17 protein-coding genes are annotated in these 20,629 nt (G+C 59.1%); 7 read left to right on the top strand and 10 right to left on the bottom strand.

The features are described from left to right. Positions 1–55: 55 nt before the first annotated feature. Positions 56–2,215, bottom strand: a complete 2,160-nt coding sequence (locus tag ACXHXG_RS26460; protein ID WP_457901266.1) for a TonB-dependent siderophore receptor — start codon at positions 2,213–2,215, stop codon at positions 56–58. Positions 2,216–2,412: 197 nt separating this feature from the next. After that, positions 2,413–3,297 carry a helix-turn-helix domain-containing protein gene (locus ACXHXG_RS26455; RefSeq protein WP_457901265.1) on the bottom strand — a complete coding sequence of 295 codons (885 nt, stop codon included), beginning with the start codon at positions 3,295–3,297 and terminating at the stop codon, positions 2,413–2,415. Positions 3,298–3,568: 271 nt separating this feature from the next. Here ACXHXG_RS26455 and ACXHXG_RS26450 point away from each other — a divergent pair, with 271 nt between their 5' ends. Then, entirely contained in the window at positions 3,569–4,069 is a 501-nt protein-coding gene (locus tag ACXHXG_RS26450) for a histidine kinase (protein ID WP_104827185.1), read from the top strand. 112 nt (positions 4,070–4,181) lie between these two features. On the opposite strand, the gene ACXHXG_RS26445 is transcribed toward ACXHXG_RS26450, so the two are convergent. After that, complete coding sequence (locus ACXHXG_RS26445; protein ID WP_457901264.1) at positions 4,182–4,661, bottom strand: NUDIX hydrolase; 480 nt, start codon at positions 4,659–4,661, stop codon at positions 4,182–4,184. Positions 4,662–4,878: 217 nt separating this feature from the next. On the opposite strand from ACXHXG_RS26445, the gene ACXHXG_RS26440 reads away from it, so the two are divergent. Further along, positions 4,879–5,325: a hypothetical protein gene (locus ACXHXG_RS26440; protein ID WP_457901263.1), complete on the top strand. Its 447-nt coding sequence runs from the start codon at positions 4,879–4,881 to the stop codon at positions 5,323–5,325. Positions 5,326–5,476: 151 nt separating this feature from the next. After that, the gene (gene htpG, locus ACXHXG_RS26435; protein WP_457901262.1) at positions 5,477–7,366 is read left to right on the top strand and encodes a molecular chaperone HtpG; all 1,890 of its coding nucleotides are present in this window, start codon (positions 5,477–5,479) and stop codon (positions 7,364–7,366) included. Positions 7,367–7,485: 119 nt separating this feature from the next. Here the strand turns inward: htpG and ACXHXG_RS26430 are convergent, their stop codons facing one another. Beyond that, positions 7,486–8,853, bottom strand: a complete 1,368-nt coding sequence (locus ACXHXG_RS26430) for an FAD-containing oxidoreductase (RefSeq protein ID WP_283051666.1) — start codon at positions 8,851–8,853, stop codon at positions 7,486–7,488. Between the two features lie 551 nt (positions 8,854–9,404). Here ACXHXG_RS26430 and ACXHXG_RS26425 point away from each other — a divergent pair. Both ACXHXG_RS26425 and ACXHXG_RS26420 read left to right on the top strand, forming a co-directional pair. Then, entirely contained in the window at positions 9,405–11,150 is a 1,746-nt protein-coding gene (locus tag ACXHXG_RS26425) for a type I secretion system permease/ATPase (protein ID WP_457901261.1), read from the top strand. Then, on the top strand, positions 11,147–12,457 hold the full coding sequence (locus tag ACXHXG_RS26420) for an HlyD family type I secretion periplasmic adaptor subunit (protein ID WP_457901260.1): 1,311 nt from the start codon (positions 11,147–11,149) through the stop codon (positions 12,455–12,457). Before ACXHXG_RS26425 ends, ACXHXG_RS26420 begins: the two co-directional genes overlap by 4 nt. A gap of 84 nt (positions 12,458–12,541) precedes the next feature. Here the strand turns inward: ACXHXG_RS26420 and eglC are convergent, their stop codons facing one another. Continuing rightward, positions 12,542–13,972: an endo-1,3-1,4-beta-glycanase EglC gene (gene eglC / locus ACXHXG_RS26415; protein WP_260304147.1), complete on the bottom strand. Its 1,431-nt coding sequence runs from the start codon at positions 13,970–13,972 to the stop codon at positions 12,542–12,544. 400 nt (positions 13,973–14,372) lie between these two features. On the opposite strand from eglC, the gene ACXHXG_RS26410 reads away from it, so the two are divergent. Further along, positions 14,373–14,636: a hypothetical protein gene (locus ACXHXG_RS26410; protein ID WP_457901259.1), complete on the top strand. Its 264-nt coding sequence runs from the start codon at positions 14,373–14,375 to the stop codon at positions 14,634–14,636. Between the two features lie 346 nt (positions 14,637–14,982). On the opposite strand, the gene ACXHXG_RS26405 is transcribed toward ACXHXG_RS26410, so the two are convergent. The 3 genes from ACXHXG_RS26405 to ACXHXG_RS26395 form a co-directional block, all read right to left on the bottom strand. Next, on the bottom strand, positions 14,983–15,237 hold the full coding sequence (locus ACXHXG_RS26405; RefSeq protein ID WP_104827177.1) for a DUF982 domain-containing protein: 255 nt from the start codon (positions 15,235–15,237) through the stop codon (positions 14,983–14,985). 270 nt (positions 15,238–15,507) lie between these two features. Next, the gene (locus ACXHXG_RS26400; protein ID WP_104827176.1) at positions 15,508–15,750 is read right to left on the bottom strand and encodes a DUF982 domain-containing protein; all 243 of its coding nucleotides are present in this window, start codon (positions 15,748–15,750) and stop codon (positions 15,508–15,510) included. Between the two features lie 285 nt (positions 15,751–16,035). Next, complete coding sequence (locus ACXHXG_RS26395) at positions 16,036–17,361, bottom strand: NAD(P)/FAD-dependent oxidoreductase (RefSeq protein ID WP_457901258.1); 1,326 nt, start codon at positions 17,359–17,361, stop codon at positions 16,036–16,038. 250 nt (positions 17,362–17,611) lie between these two features. Between ACXHXG_RS26395 and ACXHXG_RS26390 the strand changes: the two genes are divergently transcribed. After that, positions 17,612–18,088 carry an Lrp/AsnC family transcriptional regulator gene (locus ACXHXG_RS26390; protein ID WP_028752029.1) on the top strand — a complete coding sequence of 159 codons (477 nt, stop codon included), beginning with the start codon at positions 17,612–17,614 and terminating at the stop codon, positions 18,086–18,088. A gap of 35 nt (positions 18,089–18,123) precedes the next feature. Here the strand turns inward: ACXHXG_RS26390 and ACXHXG_RS26385 are convergent, their stop codons facing one another. Then, positions 18,124–19,785: an ABC transporter ATP-binding protein gene (locus tag ACXHXG_RS26385; RefSeq protein ID WP_260304145.1), complete on the bottom strand. Its 1,662-nt coding sequence runs from the start codon at positions 19,783–19,785 to the stop codon at positions 18,124–18,126. Then, positions 19,785–20,627, bottom strand: a complete 843-nt coding sequence (locus ACXHXG_RS26380; RefSeq protein WP_260304144.1) for an ABC transporter permease — start codon at positions 20,625–20,627, stop codon at positions 19,785–19,787. The genes ACXHXG_RS26385 and ACXHXG_RS26380 overlap by 1 nt, the downstream gene beginning before the upstream one ends. Positions 20,628–20,629: the final 2 nt, after the last annotated feature.

The following is a 20,629-nucleotide window of genomic DNA, read 5'->3' as shown; positions in this document are numbered from 1 at the left end:
CGAGGAAAGAGGATTGCTATTCGACAATCCTCTTTCCTCTGTCGCACATCCAACGTCACCATTTCTTGCTGAGCTTGAAAGTGATGGTCCGCGCGTCGCCATAGCCGCAGACATTCTCGCCGGCGCAACCCGAGACGTATTCCTTGTCGAAGAGGTTGGCGACGTTGAACGAGGCGCCCCAGCCCTTCTTTTCGTAGCGGATGCCTAAATCGAAAAGTGTCGCCGATGGCACACGCAGCGTGTTTGCCTCGTCCGCCCAGGACTTGCCTTGATAACGCATGCCCGCTCCGATGCTGAGGCCGTCAAGCGCATCGCTGGTGAAGGCGTAATCGAGCCACAGCGACGCCGTGGAATTCGGCACGAGATAGGGCGAATTGCCGATGACGGAGGAATCGATGTCCTTGGTGATTTCGAGGTCGGTGTAAGAATAGGAGCCGAGCAGCTTCCAATTGTCGTCGAGGTTGACCTTGCCTTCGAATTCGACGCCGCGGGAGCGTACTTCGCCGATCTGCCGCTGCAGGAAAGTCACCGGATCGGTCAACGCCATATTCTTGCGGTCGATCTGGAAGATGGACGCCGTGAACAGACCATCGATGAATTCGGGCTCATATTTGACGCCGGCTTCATATTGCGCGCCTTCTTCGGGTACCAGGCCGCCGCCGGTGACGCTGGTGCCGACTTTCGGATTGAAGAAGGTGCCGGCGCTGATATAGGGCGTGATGCCGTTGGCGAATTCATAGGCGAGACCCGCCCGGCCGCTCGCCGCCTTATCGTTGGAACTATAAGTGGTGCCGACGATGGCATCGGAATTGGTGTCGACAAAATCATAGCGGCCGTTGAGCGTGACGAGCCAGCCGCCGCCGAAGCGCATCTGATCCTGAGTGTAGATGCCGAGCTGCTGCTGTGTCAGCACCTGATCGAGATAGACGAAATTGGTGCCCTGCGGCGTGCCGTAGACCGGGTGGGTGGCACTGATCGGATTGGAGCCGCAGCAGGCTTGGATTTGATCCAGCCGATAGATCGAGTAGTCCGAGCCGATCATGAAGTTATGGCTGACCGCGCCGGTATCGAACTCGTTCTGTGCGCGGGTATCGACCGAGAAGGTATCGACCTTCGACCGCTCGTAGAAGCCGATGCGGTCGAGCAAGAAGTCCGGATCGTCATAGGACGGATCAAGCGGATTGCCGTTCTCGTAACCGTTCAGATATGGGCCTTCCTCGCGCTTGTAGAGATGGCCATAGCGGGCGTTCTGCGACACGGTCCAGCCGCCATCGAATTCGTGCGAGACCTCGTAGCCGAGCATCTGCTGGGCATATTTCAGGTTGTCGATATCCGGCTCGCCATAAAAAGCCTTGCGGTCGATCTTGCCGAAGGGTGCATCGACCACCGTGCCGACATACGGAAAGAAGCCGTTGCCGCTGTGAACCTCATCAAGGCCGCTGACCATGCCATAGACGGTGAGCTTGGTGGATTCGTCGGGCGAAACGGTAAGCTGCGGCATGATGAAGCCGCGCTTGTCGTGGGTGTAGTCGCTATAGGTATCGCCACCCGCGATCTTGCCGGTCAGGCGGTAGCGATACACGCCATCGGCCGAGAGCTTGTCGGAAAAGTCGAAGCCCAGGAAGGCGTTGCCGATATTGTTGATGCCGATCTCGGTATAATAATAGGGATCGTCGGTCGGCTCCTTGCGCACCATGTTGACGATGCCGCCCGGGTTGGCGCCGCCATAGATCACCGAAGCCGGCCCCTTTAACACCTCGACGCGTTCAAGCATGGAGGGATCGATCTGGAAGCCGCCGAACCCATAGCTGTAGAGCGTCAACCCATTCAGGAAAACGCCCGTCTGAGTGGCGTCGAAGCCGCGGATATAAAACCAGTCTGTATCGCCATCATTGCCGAAGGGCTGCGTCGTCACGCCAGGCGTGTAACGCAGCGCCTCATCGACCTTGTTGGTGACGCCGCGATCGTTCATTTCCTGCCGGCCGACAACGGAGACCGATTGCGGTACCTCGGTGATGGGCATATCGGTTTTGGAGCCGGTGGTCGTTTTGGTGGCGACATAGCCTTTGACAGGGGCAGTGCCGCTCGCTTCGCTGTTTTCCTGACCGGATTGGACGACCAGCGGTTTCAGCTCTGTCGGGCTCTCCTGCGCGGCGGCCTGCGTGCCAAGCGCCAATGCCGCAACGGCAATACCTGCTGCCAAAACCCGTTTCATCGATACACCAGTCAATTCCTGCATTTCCGTAGCCAGCCCCAACTTCGCGGCACCCGGCATCCAAGCTAGGTGTCTTCCTTCACAATAAGATGAGCAATTAACTCATATTAAACGCGACGGCTTGTCTCGAATGCGGGAAATTGAACGTTTTTGGGCAATTCTCCACAATGCCGGCAATTGCCCGCGGAGTGTGGCTTTTAGGCTATCTGGCTGCGTTTCCAGCTTGCCGGGGTCGTGCCGACATTCTTGCGGAAAACGCGGGTGAAATGCGCCTGATCGGCAAAGCCGGTTTCGACTGCGACATTGGTGAGCGGCGTATCGCCCTTCAGCAGCAATTGCTTGGCCCGTTCGAGCCGTGCCTTGGTCTGCCATTGGTGCGGCGGCAGGCCGGTCGATGCCTTGAAGGCGTGGCTAAAATGCGATTGAGACAGGCCGGTCAGCGACGCCAGCTCCTCCAGGCGGATGCTTCGGAGGCAATTTTCCTCGATGTAGTCGACGGCTCGGCGCAATTGCCAGGAGGCGAGTTCGCTGCGTCTGCGCGGCTGTGATCCTCGAAGCTGCAACACATTGATCAGCAGCGAAAGCGTCAGGCCATCGCCGTAAAGATCATGCAGCGGCTCCGGATTCTCGCATTCGGCTGCAATCAACTCGGCGACTGCCATTAGCTGCGGATCGGAGAAATGCAGGCGCGGACTCTCGAGACGAGCCGGGTCCAGATCCTGCGTCAGCCGCTGGCCGATAACCTCGGCATCGAAATGAATATCGAGATGGCGCACGAAATCGATTCCGTCGAGATCGGCCCAGAGCTCCATGCCCGCGGGAATGTAGGAAATCCTTTCACGTTCAAACTCCTGCCGCCGGTTTTGGACGCGCGGCGAGAGCCGGACGCCACTCGTGCCGGAGCCGCGTTGATCGAGCAGGATGAAGAGCCGTGGATCTTCGGCGATGTAGTAGCCGCCGGCGCGGGCCGCACAATTGACGTTCCAGACGTCGGCGACGACCCCGTTCCATCGGCGCCGATGAACGCCGCCAATGACGGAGAAACCGCCGATCTTGTTTTGCATCCTTGGCTGAAACATCATCCGAGCCGCCAGCTCCACCTTGCGCTAAAATCCTTCACCATAAACTCAAGTTATTATATCAGCGAAATTCCTGTGGCAATGCGCGCTGGTTGGCGAAGGTCCGCGGGAAGGAGGACACTCGCTATAGGAAAACAACCCAATTTTGAGCCTTGGGGCGATCCAACTTTGTCTCGTGTTCGTAATGGCTTGCCGATAGTTTTGCCCTAGCAACGTGAGTCTCACGCTTGCCGCTGACAAAACAGCATACAACCGACGCTGACAGGACCTCTCCGTGAAAAAAACGCTTCTCATCGCCGCGGCATTCGCAGCAGCTTTTCCGCTTCTTGCTCACGCCGAAACCATACAGTTCCCGAGCGACGAACCGATCGCCGAGGTTTCGATTCCGCATACCTGGGGCCCTAAAGAGACGGAAACCGGCGTCGACGCAACGTCCCCGGACTCCGCGATCTATTTCTCGATCGATATCGCCAGCGACAAGACGATTGATAAGACCCTCGACGACGTCATTGATTTCCTGTCGAAAAACGGTGTCGACATCGACGCCAAGTCCAAGCATGAATTTCCGGATTCCGTGCTCAACGGCATGAAGATGGCGCATCTCGAATGGGATGGCAAAGACAAGGACGGCCCGGTCGATGTCGAACTCGGCCTGCTTCAGCCGTCTGAGCACAAGCTTCTGGTCGTCACCTACTGGGGATCGAAGGAAACTCAGGACAAGCATGACGAAGCGGTGCAGGGCATCATGAATTCACTGAAGCCGCTCAACGACTGAGCTGTCTCAGGCAAATGACGGCAAAGGCAACCGCATATGCCGTTGCCTTTGCTTCTTCGGCTCATGTTGGTTCGGCCTCGGATGTTGCGGTTGCGATGAGGTGCTCGAACCTTCAGCCTGCGGAGTCTTGTGCCGTCGGAAGGCTGAGCGCTTCCAGGCGTTCCAGGAAGGGTAGTTGGCTGCCGAGGATCTTCCGGCGGGCATCAGAAAGAGTGAACCATTCGGCACGATCGACTTCGGGAAACGACTGAAGGCGTCCGCTGCCAGGTGGCCATTCGATTTCGAACAGATTGCTGCGCAGGGTGGCCACGTCGAATTCGCCTTCGAGGGCGAAAGCGGTCACGCGTTTTCCGCCTTTCTGACGCAGGTCTCCCAGCGGCTGCAACTTGCCTTCGGGGAGATCGCCCATTTCCTCGGCGAATTCGCGTCGAGCGGCCGTTTCGGCTGCTTCGTCCTCCGGATATTCGCCTTTTGGAATGGACCAGGCGCCTTCGTCCTTTTTGCTCCAGAAGGGACCGCCGGGGTGAACGAGCAATACCAGCAGGTCGCTTTGCGTCCTTCTATACATCAGGATGCCGGCGCTTCTCTTCATTGACGATCGTTCCCGCAACTGGAGCCATAGCCGTCCTTTTACCGAACGCTACGACAGCTTCATCGCCATGTTGCCGAAGCAGCTTACCAGAGCTCTTGTTTGCCGGTCGGACCAGCCCGCCCGTGATTCAGGTCGCTGTCAGACGGCGGCTATAGGTTACCGCAGATAACTAGGTAGATCGATGAAAATGGCACACCAGATCGTCGACAGCTACGAGATGAAGACGATTGTCCTCGGACCGGATATGCGGACCATCTATGTCGTCAGCGGTGCCTTGCCGGAAGAAAGCGCAGTATTTCCGCACTGGGCGAATGAACGGGTCGTCATCGCGCAGGTGATGATAGCCTACATTCAAGGAGAGGCGCATCGTCTCGATATGGTCCAGGGTTATTTCGAGGATCTGGACGAGACCGGCAAGCTGAAAAACAATTCGCAACTCAACCTGTTCCACACGATCGCCAAACAATTTTTCTCTTCGATTTCGGCAAGAAGTCAGCGACCGGCAGCGATCGGCGACGTGCTGGAACAAGCGATGTGGCACTGCAATCCGCGAGAGAATGCAGAGATTTACGAGAGGCTGCTGGCCTATTTCGTTTATGGCCGAAAAGATCCCTTTATCAGGCAATTTCCTATCACAGGGTCCATCCAGCCAACACTTCACTGAGATGCAGGAAGAGAACCGCCAAGCAGGCGAATCGCGGCCGAAATCGGCGGTTGGTTCGCCAGGTGGTGCGGATGACGGCTCTTGAATTTTTGCGCGTCTTCCGCCACCTCTTCGGCGCGACTTTTAACATTCTCAGGAGACCAGACGCACCATGACGACGACCACCGCAGAACATCCCGCTGAGAGCCACGTCTTTGAGGCTGACGTCGCCCGCCTTCTGCACATGATGGTTCACTCCGTCTATTCGGATAAGGATGTTTTCTTACGGGAGCTGATTTCGAATGCGGCCGATGCCTGTGAAAAGCTTCGATATGAGGCCATCGCCACGCCGGCACTGGTGGCCAGCGATCCCGACAGCCGCATCGTATTGACGCTCGATGAGGAGGGCGGCAGGGCAGTCGTCGAGGATAACGGCATCGGCATGAGCCGCGACGAGATGATCGAAGCGCTCGGAACGATCGCTCGCTCCGGAACGCGGGCGTTCATGGAGCGCATCGAGGCAAACAGGCAGGGCGAGGGCGCGCAACTCATCGGACAGTTCGGCGTCGGCTTCTATTCCTGCTTCATGGTCGCCGATCGCGTCGATGTCGTATCGCGCCGTGCGGGCGCGGACAATGCCTGGCTCTGGTCTTCCGACGGCAAGGGCGGCTATAGCGTCAGCCCGATCGATGTTAGCGAGGCGCCGTCGCGCGGCACGCGCATTACCCTGCATCTGATGGACGACGCCAAGAGCTACACGTCCCGCTGGACCATCGAGCGGATTGTCAAGGAGCAGTCGGGCCATGTGCCGGTTCCGATCAGGATCGCGGAGAAGCCCGGTTCTGAAGCAACGCAGCTCACCGACGGCACCGCACTCTGGACCAAATCGAAGAACGAGATTACCAGCGAAGAGTACACGGACTTCTATCGCGGGATTTCCGGCCAATATGACGAACCGGCGCTCACGGTGCATTTCCGTGCCGAAGGGCGCCATGAATATTCCGCACTCGCCTTCGTGCCCAGCTCCCAGCCGTTCGATCTCTTCGACCCCGATCGGAAGGGCCGCATGAAGCTTTATGTGAAGCGGGTCTTCATTACCGACGAGGCGGAATTGCTGCCCCGTTATCTCCGCTTCGTGCGCGGCCTTGTCGATACCGCCGACCTGCCGCTGAATGTGTCGCGCGAAATGATCCAGGAAAGCGCAATCCTAGCCTCGATCCGCAAAGGCGTTGCCAACAGGATCATAACGGCCATAGAAAAGCTGTCCGAAAACGACAGCGACGCTTTCCTCAAGCTGTGGGAAGCGTTCGGAAGCCTGATCAAGGAAGGCATTTATGAAGACTTCGAGCGGCGCACCCAACTGATGGCGCTGTCCCGCTTTCGCACGACCGCGTCCGGCGAGGGGTATCGCTCGCTTGCCGATTACGTCAAAGACCTGAAAGATGGCCAGCAGGCGATTTATTATCTGGTCGGCGACAGCCTGGAGCAGTTGAAGGCATCGCCGCAGCTCGAGGGTTTTCGCGCCCGCGGCATCGAGGTTCTGCTGCTGACGGATTCCGTCGACAGCTTCTGGGTCACCAATGCTCCGGAATTCGAGGGTAAGACCTTCAAGTCGATCACGCAGGGGTCCGCCGATCTGGCGCAATTCAGCAAGGTCGAGCGGGGCGCGCCGGCAAGTGAGACGGCACCGGTTGAGGTTCAGGCATTCATCGATTTTGCGAAGGAGAAGCTCGCCGACCAGGTTTCGGACGTGCGTGCGTCGGACCGCTTGATCGAAAGTGCCGTCTGCCTGGTCGCTCCCGAACAGGGCTACGATCGCCAGCTCGAAAAAATTCTGCAGGGCGCCGGCCGTCTGCAGGCGGGCGCAAAGCCGATCCTGGAGATCAATGGGGATCATCCGGTCGTCAAGGCCATCGCCGCCAGAAGCGATCAACCATCCCTGCGCGACGACGCGGCATTCCTGCTGCTCGATCAAGCACGCGTTTTGGACGGCGACAAACCGGCCGATCCCCGTGCCTTCGCCGAACGGCTGGCGCGGCTCATGGAAAAAGCGCTGCAGTAGGCGGACGTTCAGCCTCTCTGCGGCATGTTGGCTGTTGGAGAGGATGGAGGATTTTTGCCTTCCAATGTTTCGCAGCGGATGGGTCGTTTCCCAGCCGCTGCGGATTGAATTCCGATTTCCTAAGCCGATTTCAGCCCGCCAAGAAGCGTCGGAATGAGTTCGGACACCGTGGGATGGATCGGCACGGCCCATTTGAGAACCGGATAGGGCGTGCGCGCATGCATCGCGTCGATGAAGCCGTGGATTGCCTCGTCGCCTTCCACGCCGAGGATTGCGGCGCCCAGGATCTGTCCGGTTTCCACGTCGGCGACGACCTTCATTAGGCCTTGTGTCTCCCCCTTTTCGATGGCGCGGCCCACTCGGCTCATCGGCATGGTCGACACCGTGATCGCCCGCCCGGTCGCTCGCGCTTCCCGCTCTGTCATGCCGACGCGTCCGAGTGGCGGGTCGATATAGAGCGCATGGGCCAGGATGCGTTCGCTCACCTTCCGGTCTTCACCGTCCAGGAGATTCGCCGCGACGATTTCGAAGTCATTGTACGAGGTGTGCGTGAAGGCGCCGCGGCCGTTGCAATCGCCAAGCGCCCATATGCCGTCGACGTTGGTGGAGAGATGATCGTCGACGACGATATAGCCCTTGCTGTCCAGCGCCACACCGGCCTCCGCGAGGCCAAGATCGTCGGTATTCGGCTGGCGTCCCGTGGCGATGAGGAGATGGCTTGCTTCGACATCCGGATTGCCGTTCGCCGTCGAGATGCGGATGTTTTGACCGCTCTTCGATAGTTTCATATCCTGCGCATTCGTATGAATCGATATGCCTTCGGCGCGAAGAACGTCACCGATCGCCTGGCAGATATCGTCATCCTCCCGCGGGGCCAATCGCGGGCCGCGTTCGACGATGCTGACGTCCGCGCCGAAGCGCCGGTACATCTGCGCGAATTCGAGGCCGATATAGCCGCCGCCGATGATGGCGAGATGGCGTGGCAGGGCCGTCAGATGGATGATGGAGGTACTGGTCAGGAACTCTACGTCTGAGAGGCCAGGCAGCGGAGGAATGGCCGGCCTTGCGCCGACGTTGAGAAAGATGCGCGGCGCGGTCAGCGTTTCATCCCCGACGCGGACGGTCTTTGCGCTCTCGAAGCGGGCGTGTCCCCATATCAAGGAAATTCCGTCCGTTGACGTGAGCCAGTTCGTGAGCGAATTTCTGGCGTTGTTTGTGACGGTAGCCGCGCGCTTCTCGACGGTCGCCATATCCGTCAGTAGCCCGCCATCCGTGCGGATGCCGTAGTCCGCGCTTCGCCGTATCACTTGGGCGGTCCGAGCGCTGGCAACCAGAGTTTTGGTCGGCATGCAGCCGGCATTGACGCAGGTCCCGCCAACGAATTTCCGCTCGATCAGAGCCACCGTCATGCCGGCAGCCGCAAGACGTCCGGCCAGGGATGGCCCTGCTTGCCCGGCACCGACGATAATCGCGTCGAAGGTCTTCATGCTTGTCCCTCCCGCAGTTGATGTCTGATTTTCATGCCCGGTCGAACTGAATGCCGACGCCCAGTCCATTCCAGTTTAACAGACTTGAGCAGACGGAGGTCGAAAACCTGAGGGAGCGACAGCAATGGATTTCGAAGAGGCTCCTGTCTGCGGCAAATCAACGCAATGTCCGCATCATGATCTCCGCTCAAGCGCTCTGCAGCCTTGACGACGAGCGCCGCTAGGCCATGTCTGACCGCATACCTGACGCAAGGGAACCATGTGTCGAAAGGAGACATAGTGCGAAACGCTAGGATGGGATTTACCGAGCTTGAAAGCGAGGCAAATTTGGACTTCGTAAAATGCGAAGGATGGTCGAAGCTTTGGTTTGAAGCAGTCGATTTCTAGACTGTAGGCTTAATCGCGACGGCGTAAGTGCCGTCGTTCTCATCGGAATGCTGCCCGGTTCGTCGCGCGCATTCCAAGCTTCGGACACCCGGCAAGAGAACAGCATTGAGAAGCTTCAGGGGCATCTCTGCCGCGTGCGACGATAAGTTAAGGATCTAAGCAACGTGCCTGCTGTCCCGAAAGAACCGCCGCAGAAATTCCTCTTGCTGATGCTGTCGTCCCTTCGAAAGGCGTTTTTCAGCATTGCCATTGCGAGCGCTGCGATCAACATGCTGGCGCTGACCGGCTCCTTTTTCATGTTGCAGGTTTACGATCGGGTCATTCCGGGCCGCAGCCTTCCAACGCTCGCCGGGCTTGCGATCATCGCCGCGACCCTCTTCATATTCCAGGGGGCGCTGGAATTGCTGCGCTCGATGCTGCTCGCACGCGTCGGCGTCTCTCTCGATCAACGGCTGAATCGGAAGGTCTTCGGTTCGCTCATTCTTCTGCCGACAAAAATGCAGGCGCCCGATGATGGGCTGCAGTCCGTCCGCGATTTGGAGCAGGTCCGATCGTTCTTGTCCGGCGGCGGGTCGACGGCATTGTTCGATCTGCCCTGGATGCCCTTTTATCTCATTCTGTGCTTTCTGTTTCATTTCTGGATCGGTTTTACCGCCCTATGCGGCGCCATCCTGCTCATTGTCCTGACAGCGCTGGCGGAGATCCTTTCACAAAAGCCAGCTCTCGAAGCCGCGAAATCTTCCGCGGCTCGTCTCAGCTTTGCGCAAGCCGCGCGACGAAACTGGGAGGCGGTGGTCGCAATGGGTTTCAGCGGCCGCCTGATCGAGAAATGGACGGCCATGAATGAGGATTATCTGGGAAATCAGCTCTCCGCCGGTAATATCGTCGGCACGCTGACCACGATCGCGAAGATCTGGCGGATGATGCTGCAATCCGCCGTGTTGGCCGTCGGCGCGATCCTTGTCATCAAGCAGGAGGCGACGGGCGGCATCATCATCGCCAGTTCGATCATGGTCACCCGCGCGCTTGCGCCGGTGGAGCTTGCAATCGGACAGTGGAAGGGTTTTGTCGCGGCCCGCCAAAGCTGGTCGCGCCTTGCCAAGCTGCTGGATCTGATCCCCACCGAGCATCGGGCCATGGCCCTGCCGGCACCGCAAAAGGACCTCAGCGTCGAAAACATAAGCCTTACCTCCCCCGGGAGCCGCGATTTCATCCTGCGCAATGTCTCGTTCCAGATATCGGCGGGCACTGTGCTAGGCGTGATCGGCCCCAGTGCCTCGGGAAAATCGTCGCTCGTCAGAGCGATCACCGGATTGTGGCCGGTCGTGATCGGCGCGATCAGGCTTGATCAGGCAGCCTTGTCGCAGTGGGAGCAAGGCGATCTGGGACGGCATATCGGATACCTGCCGCAGGATGTCGGTTTGTTCGACGGTTCGATAGCCGAGAATATTTCCCGCTTCGCGAATGACATGCAGCCAGGACCGATTATCGCGGCGGCAAAGGCGGCGGGTGTCTACGACATGATCGTCAAGCTGCCGGATGGCTTCGACACCGTCATCGGGGAGGGCGGCTCGCGACTTTCCGCCGGTCAGAGGCAGCGTATCGCCTTGGCGCGAGCCGTTTATGGTGACCCGTTCCTGGTGGTTCTTGATGAGCCGAACTCCAATCTGGATGCCGAAGGCGAGGCATCCTTGACCAAGGCCTTGCTGGGCATCCGGGCGCGGGGCGGCATAGTCATCGTCGTCGCTCATAGGCCGAGCGCTCTGGCCGCCGCGGATAAGGTCGCGATCATTGCCAACGGCCAGTTACAGGCATTCGGACCCAAGGATGAGATTCTTGGCACATCCGCGAGGCATTCGGGGCCGGGACCGGTGCGTTTGATGATAGCCGGCGAGGATGTGAGCGGATGAAAAACACAGGTCTGCCTTCCACCGAGCGCGCCATCCGCCGCCTTTCCATGTTTGTGCTCGCGACAATTCTGCTTCTTTTTGGCGTCCTGGGCGGTCTTGCGGCAGCAACGAAGATTTCGGGGGCGGTCATCGCCTCCGGCACCTTGGTCGTCGACAGCTATGTAAAGAGCGTTCAGCACCTCAAGGGCGGGATCGTTGGCGAAATCCGCGTGAAGAATGGCGATCATGTCGATGCCGACCAGATATTGGTCCGCCTGGACGACACGCAAGCCAGAGCCAATCTCGGCATCATCAGAAAGCGTTTGACTGAGCTTTCCGCCAGAACGGCGCGCCTGGCCGCGGAGCGCGACGATAAGAGTGCGATCAGCTTTCCGGCAAATCTGCTGTCCAGCGCCGGCGACGATGGCGTGGCAAGCATGCTTGCCGGCGAGCGGCAACTGTTCAGCGACCGGTTGGCATCGCGACAGGGCCAGAAGTCTCAGCTCCGCGAGCGAATCCAGCAGTTGAAACAGGAAGTGGATGGTCTCGTCGCGCAGGAGAAGGGGAAGCGGATCGAGATTGAGCTCGTCAACAAGGAGCTAAACAGCCTTCAGCGGCTGTTCGATCAAGGCATTGTTCCGGCGGCCAAGGTCTATTCGCTGCAAAGGGACAGCGCTCGCCTGACGGGAGAGCTTGGAAACCTTGTTTCCTCGATCGCCCAGACCAACGGCAAAATTACCGAAACCGAACTTCAGATCATTCAGATCGATGATGACCACAGCTCAGAGGTTTCCGACCAGCTACGGCAGGCCGAAAGCGATACCGGTCAGTTTTCGGAACGGCTGATCGCTGCCGAGGACGATCTCAAAAGAGTGGACATAAGGGCGCCACAGGCAGGCATTGTCGACCAGTTGAGTGTCCATACGGCCGGCGCCGTGATCGGGCCGAAAGAAACCATCATGCAGATCGTTCCCGACAAGGATGCGCTGGTCGCCGAACTTAAGCTTCCGCCGCAGGACATCGATCAGATCGCCGTCGGCCAGGTGGTCGCGTTGCGATTTTCCGCCTTCAACCAGCGCATCACACCCGAACTGAACGGGCATGTGGAAACCGTTTCGGCTGATCTGACGACCGACCAGCACTCGGGCCTCAGCTATTACATCGTTCGCGCAAAAGTGCCGAAGGAAGAATGGGATCGATTGGGAAAGCTGACGCCCCTTCCGGGCATGCCGGTGGAAGCATTCATGCAGACCGGCCAAAGAAGCGTTCTCGCCTATCTGACCAAGCCGATGACCGATCAGATAAAGCGCGCCTTCAGAGAGGACTAGGCGTTCTTCTGAGGCGTTGCATAAGCGAATGCGCCAAGTAGAAGCGCAGCCGTTATGAACGACTGCGCTGAGCTTAAAGTCCTATCAGATATGCCAGTCCGGAGTATGGGCAGCCGCCGCCGCGGCCGTCTGCGTGAGATGGTCGTTTAGCTGATAGGCCTTGATGTAATCGATTTTCATCTCCGAGTCGGTCAGGCTGGCCGTCGGAGTGCCGGCTGTGCCGCCAACGGCCTGGTCCACCAGCATATACATCGGGCTGTGCATATCGGCCGGTGTTGCGGTATGCGCGATGGCCACATCGTCGAAATACCAGACGATTTGATCCTGATCCCACAGCACACCGTAATTGTGGAAACCATCGGTGCTGGGAACTTGCACCGGAATGGATTGTATCGTGTGCTGGCCCGTTGCATTCGAGTGAACCGTGGCGTTGACCGTGTTCGGGTCCTGCCCGCGCATTTCCACGACATCGAGTTCCGGCGGCCAGGAACCGTCTTCCGGCAGAAGCCAGAAAGCCGGCCATGTGCCCTGATCATGCGGCATCTCGGCTCGCATCTCGAAATATCCATAGGTCTGGGCGAAGGTAGAATGGGTGGTCAGGATGCCGGACGTATAGTTATGCCCGTCCAGAAGTGATTTCAGCGCATCGGGCGTCGGTTGGGCTGAAATCGTCAATACACCGTTGGAAACGGAAAATGGGTTGACCGATGCGGTCGGGCCATAAGAGGGATTGATATACCACTGCAACTCGCCGGTCATGCTGCTGCCTTTGTCAGGCGCCCACCAGTATTTCGCATCCCAGGTGCCTTGCGTGCCCTGATGAAGCGAAAGCGTGTTGAAATCGTCCGAGAAGGTCTGCGTGAGCGCGGAGCGGTCGAGTCCGAGCTGGAACTGGTCCGCGCTCAGGTCGGCAGCAGTCTTGTTGGCAAAAACCAGGCTCTCGCCGTTGCCGAGATCGAGTTGCAGATTGGCGCCGTGCTGGCTGAGGTGACTGACGACCTGATCGAAGGACGTCAGCCCGTATTGGTTCAGGCGCACCTTGTCGTCACTGCTGAAGTCAGTGATGAGGTCGCTGCCATTGCCCTTGGTGAAGATGAAGGTATCGGCGCCGCCTCCGCCGGTCAGGACGTCATTGCCTGCACCGCCATCGATGGTCTGGCTGCCCGTACCGCCGGTGATGATGTTGTCGGCGCTATTGCCGAAGGCATGGCGGCCATTGCCGGTCACCGTGAGATTCTCGAAATTGTCAGGCAGAGTGTAGTCCATCCACGTATTGATGGTATCTACGCCCCCACCAGGCGCTTCGGACGCATGGTTGATGCTGGAATAGAGATAGTAGATATCATCTCCAGTGCCGCCCACCATCGTGACGTTGACGGAGGCGTCACCCCAGATCGAATCATTTCCAGCCGTGCCGTAAAGCGTCGGACCGGAGCCCGTGGCGGAAAACCAACTTGTCGAAGTTCCGCTGTAATAGAGCGGTTGGCCTAATGCATTGAGAACTGAATTGGGCATCGGAAACCTCTTCCGTTGTGCTCGGCTGTCTCCTCCAACAGAGCCAATATTCCTCCGTACTTACGTTAGAGGGATAACATTTTCCGCAGCGCAGCACAGCCCCTTGTGACGTTAATTTCAGCTTTTTATAAAGTTTGTCCGGCTAATGATCGCATTGCTCAATCACAAGCTGTTCGTTCCTGAGCATCATATGAACGGAGTTCGGTAGCAAATGCGATCATGACCGCTTTTAGGCGCGAAAGCTCTCCTTGGTGACTGGTCTACGGCCGCTATGGGCCGCAAGCAGACGAGAACATCGACATCTTTGCCATTTGCGGACGACGACCCCCGCCCATCCGGGTAATATCAATGTGATCAATCGCGGCGTAGTGTTCCTATTTGGCTTTGAGAGGAGGATGCTATGCCTGCCATATTGGCCTATCACGACGTCAAAGACGTCAAACACTGGCTCACTTCACCGCGCCGCAAAGAGGTTTTCGAACCCCTCGGCTGCACAAACATTCGTACGTTTGTTGATCCACAAGCGTCCAACCGAGTTGGCCTGGTCATGGACGTTCCCGACATGGGCCGCCTGGCGGAATTTATGAAGTCCAAGCAAGCGGCGGATGCGATGGAGTATGACGGAGTATTGCCGGAGACCTTGGTGATTCTAACTCAATCGTAGGCGGCCCAGCAGAGACGGGGCCTAACGATAGCGGTGACAGCCTTGACGCGGATAAAGGTTGGCGAATGAGGGGCTGCCCCGTGAAATCCGGCTGCGGCTTTCGTAAGAGCCGATAGCCGCGAACAAAAGCCCGCCGCAGACCGGGAGTCGGTAGTCGCGGCGGGCTCACGCTCCAGTGGCCGGCGTGGTGCACCGTGAGCTACGGGCAAGCAACCCGCAGGCATGAAACCAATATCAAGCGCTTAGGTTCCCGCGATTTCATGTCGTGCGACAATTCGTACAGCCGGACTGATGGCTGCATGCGACAGAGCAGGCCGCCCCACAAAATGAGGAGCGGCCCATGATCTCACTGCAATAGAGCTACCCCGGCTTCTTTCGCCGCCTTGATGAATGCTTCTCGCGCGGCTTCTACGCAAACCACACCCATCATCGCATCGAGGCATATTCGTACGGCGGTCACATACTCTTCGCCATCTTCAATCGGCCAGTGTTCCAGCAACGTCTCGGTCGCATCCTGTACCGAATTGACGCGCCGATAGCCCTCCGCGCCTCCCATCACGAGCGTCACGGCGGGGAAGGGCCGCAAGGTGTTTCGTTTCAAAACGCATTACCTCCGAAACATAAAGACTTCGGTAACCTTGCAAAAAACGTTCCGCGGAAGGCGGCCCGATCTAGTCGCCTCCCGATAGTGGCCAAAATAGCCGGAGCATGATGCCGGAGAATCGACTACGCCGACGCCCGATAACAGCGGCAGCGACATGGCGCGGCTCGGCCTAGTGCGGCCAAAGCTCACGCTATGAGGGAGAGATGTCGATGAGGCTTGAACAGGTTGCCGTGTCGTTGGCGGCGCGAGAGCGATCGGCAAATAGCCTCAGCGGCGAACCAGAAGTGCCTCGATCGAGGCCATTTCAAAGGCGTCACGCGCTTCGCTCGCCGTACATTCGTGCTCAAGCGCGGCGCTGCAGACCTTTTTGGCTTCCCTTAGAAACACGCCGTCGGCGATGGGCCATTCCCTTTCCAGGCACCCCACAGCTTCGGCCGGGCCTTTGACGGCCTTTTGTTTCCCACTGCTGACAATGACGGAGACGGGTGCCTCCCATGCGAGAGCGCTCATTCTGATCCTCCTTTGTCCTTCAGGTGAAGTTAGGCAAACGATGGTCGTGCCGCTCGGTTCCAAGAGTGAGACCAAAAAATTCCATCTCCGCACGAAAAAGCTAGGCAAGTCAGCAACGATTATAGATCGAGCTGCCTGCGACGACGCCACGTCAAAGAGCAACCATCGTCAGGCTGCGGGACTTACGGCTACTGGCGTTCACATTTTCTGCGCTGATGCTTGCGGGCACAATTCCGGTGCCGGCGGCGGGTCATATTACGCGCCGCCGGCCCATCTGTGAAGCTGTCAAAATTCCGCGACCTCGCCCCAGGACGAGCCATTCAGCCGATCCGGATGATATGGCTTTGGATCGACGATCGGTTTTGCGGCCGTGACAAGGTCCGCGACGAGATGGCCGGCGCCTGGGCCGATGCCGAAGCCGTGGCCGCTGAAGCCTGCTGCCAGGACCAGTCCGGGCAGTGCCCGGATTTCGCCGATCGCGGGAACTCCGTCGGGCGTACTGTCGATATAGCCGGCCCATGCGGCCGAGACGGGAATGTTGGCAAGCGCTGGAAGCAACGCTTGTGCTCGCTCAAGGGTCAATTCGATCTGCTTCCGATCCGGACGAGGATCGAGAATGCGGTTCCGCTCCATCGGGGTCGGTCGATCGAGCCGCCAGCGCGACAAAGTTTCGTGCCCACCCTTTACACCCTCAAAGCCGCCGGCAGCGAGGCTGCGCCAGCGTTTGGCGAACATTGGCACAAAATGGCGGGCGAAACGAAACTGTTGCAATGTCGGATCGACGCGGGCGCGGCCGCTGATCGCAAGCGTGTAACCGCCGTCGCCTCTGCGCGTGGCCGAAACCGCGGCCGTATGCAGCGCCGCCGGCAGTCCTCGGGCGCCGGGTGCGACCGAGAGGATCGAGGAACGGATCGAGGCTTGCGGAAAGCGGATGCCGAGCTGCCGGCAAAAGGACGATGCCCAGGCGCCGCCGGCCATCACCACCATCCGGGTTCGGATCGTGCCTTTCTCGGTGACGACGGCACTGACATGGCCGCTTTCGGTCTCAAGACCGCGGGCAGCGCACATCTGATGAACGCTGCTGCCGAGCGCCATGATGGCGCGGGCGACCACCGGGGCAGCGCGCGACGGATCGGCGGTGCCGTCGGTCGGGGAAAAGACGCCGCCCTTCCAGCGCCGGCCGGTCGCCGATCCGAATTCGCTTGCTTGCTTTTGATCAAGCATATGGGTGGTAACGCCGACGCCGCGGGCAAATTCACCCCAGCGCGCCCAGCCGGCAAGCTCCGTGTCGTCGTTGCTCAGATAGAGCAGGCCGCAGCGGCTGAAGCCGGTATCCTCGCCACTTTCCTTGCCGAAATCTTCCCAGAGAGCGAGGCTCTTCGTCGCCATCGGCAGTTCGCGGGCATCCCGGTTCTGCTGACGGCACCATCCCCAGTTTCGGCTGGATTGTTCGGCCCCGATCCGCCCCTTTTCGAGAAGCGCGACCTTCAAGCCCCGCCGCGCGAGATAGTAGGCGGCGAAGGTCCCGACGATCCCGCCGCCGATCACCACGACATCGGCCTTCTCGGGCAGCGCGGGGGTGGTTTCGATGTGCAGAAGCGGGGCGGGCATGGCACTCTCCAGGTTACAAGCGAGCATTCTAGTCGAGCTTTTCCCGCGCAAATGCTGCAGATCGCCAGCGGACAGCATTTCCTTCTGTCGCGTGCGGCTAAGGCGAATACTTGTGCTAAGCTCAGGATTTTTCGAGGTTATATTGATGCGGAGAAGCTCGATTTCCCTTGCTAAGTAAGGCTTTCCGCATAAGATGACAAAAGATTATTCCGCCAGGTGGTACCTGTCGCCGCGAAATTGGAGCGTGCCGATGAAACTCGACCGGATCGACATCAAGATCCTCTACGAATTGCAGAAAAACGGCCGCATCACCAATGTGGAACTTGCCGAACTCGTCAACCTCTCGCCGAGTCCCTGCCTGATGCGGGTCAAGAAACTGCAGGCGGAAGGCTACATTGTTGGCTATTCGGCGCAGATCAACATCGCCAAGCTCGGGCAGACGCTCACGGTGTTCACTGAGGTCACCCTCAAGAATCATCGCCAGATCGATTTCGCGCGCTTTCTTGCGGCGGTCGAGAAGGTGGATTCTGTGGTGGAATGCCATCTCGTTTCCGGAGGCTATGACTATCTGGTGAAGTTCGTGACCGCCGGGATTGCCGAATACCAGACGACCATGGAACGCCTGATCGACATGGAAATCGGCATCGACAAATATTTCAGCTTCGTCGTGCTGAAATCGCCGATTGTCAAAGCGCATATGCCGCTCACCAGCCTGTTTCCGGTTTGAGCCATCTCTCGGCGGTCGATGTGCCGAACCGCACCTCAGCGTTTTGCAAAGGCGTGCGCCAGCTCGGGATTTTCTTCCAGGCTATCCAGCCAGCCAGTGTCGAGCTTCGGCACGGAGGAGAAGAGCAGCTTGGAATAGGGGTGCTTGGCGCCGCCTGCTAGATCGGCGGATGCGAGTTGCTCGATCTTCTCGCCTGCATACATCACCGCAATCTCGTCGCAGATCGCTTGCACCGTCGACAGATCGTGACTGATGAAGATGTAGGAGAGCCCGAGTTCGCGTTGCAGTTCCTTCAGGAGGTCGAGGATTGCAGCGGCAACGACGGTATCGAGGGCTGATGTGATCTCGTCGCATAGGATGAGCTTCGGCTCGGCCGCAAGTGCCCGCGCAAGGTTGATGCGCTGCTTTTGGCCACCGGACAGTTCCGGCGGGCGCCGATGCTTGAGGGCTTTTGGCAGGTGGACCATGTCGAGGAGCTGGTCGATGCGGGCCTCGCGCTCGCTGCGGCCGAGATTGTGATAGAAGGTAAGCGGGCGCCCGAGTATTTCACCGATCGACTTGGCAGGATTGAGCGCCGTATCGGCAAATTGAAAGACGATCTGCAGCTTTTGCAGCTCTTCGCGCTTCCGGTGCCGGGCATCGGCGGCAAGCTGTTTTCCGTTGAAGGTGATATTTCCGGAAACCGGCGGCAGGATGCCGGCTATGGCGCGGGCAAGCGTCGATTTTCCGCAGCCGGATTCGCCGATGACGCCGAGATTGCGGCCGGCTTCGAGTCTGAGGCTCACGGATTTGAGAGCCGTCGCTGCCGGCAGACCGTTCGGTTGGATAGGACCATAACCCGCCACGACGTTGGTCACCTCCAGCAGGGCGGGTATCTTTTCCGGCTCTGTCGACACAGGGGAGGCATAGAGCTTGGGTTCGAAGGCCCCCAGCAACTGGCGCGTATAGGGATGTGCGGGTGCGGAGAGGATCTGCTCGGTCTCGCCGATTTCCTGAACTTCGCCACCCTTCAGAACGACGATCCGGTCGGCGACCTGCGCCACGACAGCGAGGTCGTGAGACACATAGACCCCGGCGATGCCGCCCTTTTTCATCACCGATTTGAACGCGCGGAGAACCTCGATCTGCGTCGTCACGTCGAGTGCCGTCGTCGGTTCGTCGAAAATCATGAGTTTCGGATTGCCGATCAGCGCCATCGCGGCTGAAAGGCGCTGCAACTGGCCTCCCGAAACCTGATGCGGGTAGCGCGCACCGATCGTCTCCGGGTTCGGCAGGCTCAGCGCCTTGAAGAGTTCGACGGCGCGCGTCCTTGCCTCTTCGGCCGGCATCAGATTGTGGATGCGGGTGATTTCGATCACCTGCTCCATGATCGTCTGCGCCGGATTGAAAGCTGCTGCGGCACTTTGCGGGATATAGGCGACTTCGGTTCCGCGGATGCGAGCCCTGGCTTTTTCGGGCAGGCTTGCCATGTCCTTGCCGGCGAGCAGGACCTGGCCGCCGCTGATCCGGCAGCCCTGCCGCGTGTAGCCCATCAGGGTCAGCGCGATCGTCGTCTTGCCGGAGCCGCTTTCGCCTATGAGGGCAACGATTTCCCCTTCTTGGATGTCGAAGCTGACGCCGCGGATGATATCGACCTGGCGGCCGGCATCCGTCTTGGCCTCGACCTTTAGGTCGCGAATGTCGACGAGCTTGGCCATTAATTGCTCCGGTCTCGGATCTTCTGGGGAAGGTTGTCAATCAGCAGGTTAACGCTGATCGTCAGGCTAGCGATCGCGATGCTCGGGAACATGACCGCGGGGGCGCCAAAGGGCAGGCCGCCGATGTTTTCGCGCACCAGCGCCCCCCAATCCGCGTTTGGCGGCTGCACGCCGAGGCCGAGGAAGGAGAGCCCCGACAGAAGCAACACAATGAAGACAAAGCGCAGCCCGAGATCGGCCATGACCGGCCCAAGGATGTTGGGCAGGATTTCGGAGCGGATGAGATAGAGCGCCCCTTCGCCGCGGGCGCGGGCGACCGTGATGAAATCCATGGTGTTGATATTGACCGAAAGCGCCCGCGAGAAGCGATAGGCGCCCGGCGTGTAGATGACGGCGAGCGTCATGATCAGGACCGGGATCGACGAGCCGACGCCGGCGACGACCACAAGGCCGAAGAGCTTGCTCGGGATGGAGTTCAGCGCATCGAGAAAGCGGCTGAGCACGCTATCGAACCAGCCGCCGATCACCGCTGCGATCATACCGAGCGCGACGCCGACGAAGCAGGCAATGCAGACGGCGGCAAGCGAGATGCCGACAGTGTAGCGCGCACCCATGAGAATACGCGAGAAAATATCACGGCCGAGATAATCGGTGCCGAGCCAGAACTTGGCAGACATGGGCCCGAAATAATCGAAATCAACGATGTCGCCGATCGGGTAGGGGATCAGCAGCGGCGCGAAGATAGCGACCAGCGCCCAGGCCAGGATGACGGCAAGGCCGAGCATGCCGACGATGTTAAATCGGAAGCCGAACCGGCGAGGGGTGAGTGCGGTAAGAGCCATGG

The sequence above is a fragment of the Rhizobium sp. LEGMi-198b genome (assembly GCF_054114205.1).
The sequence above is the reverse complement of the archived record's forward strand: the minus strand, read 5'-3'. Positions and strand labels throughout refer to the sequence as shown.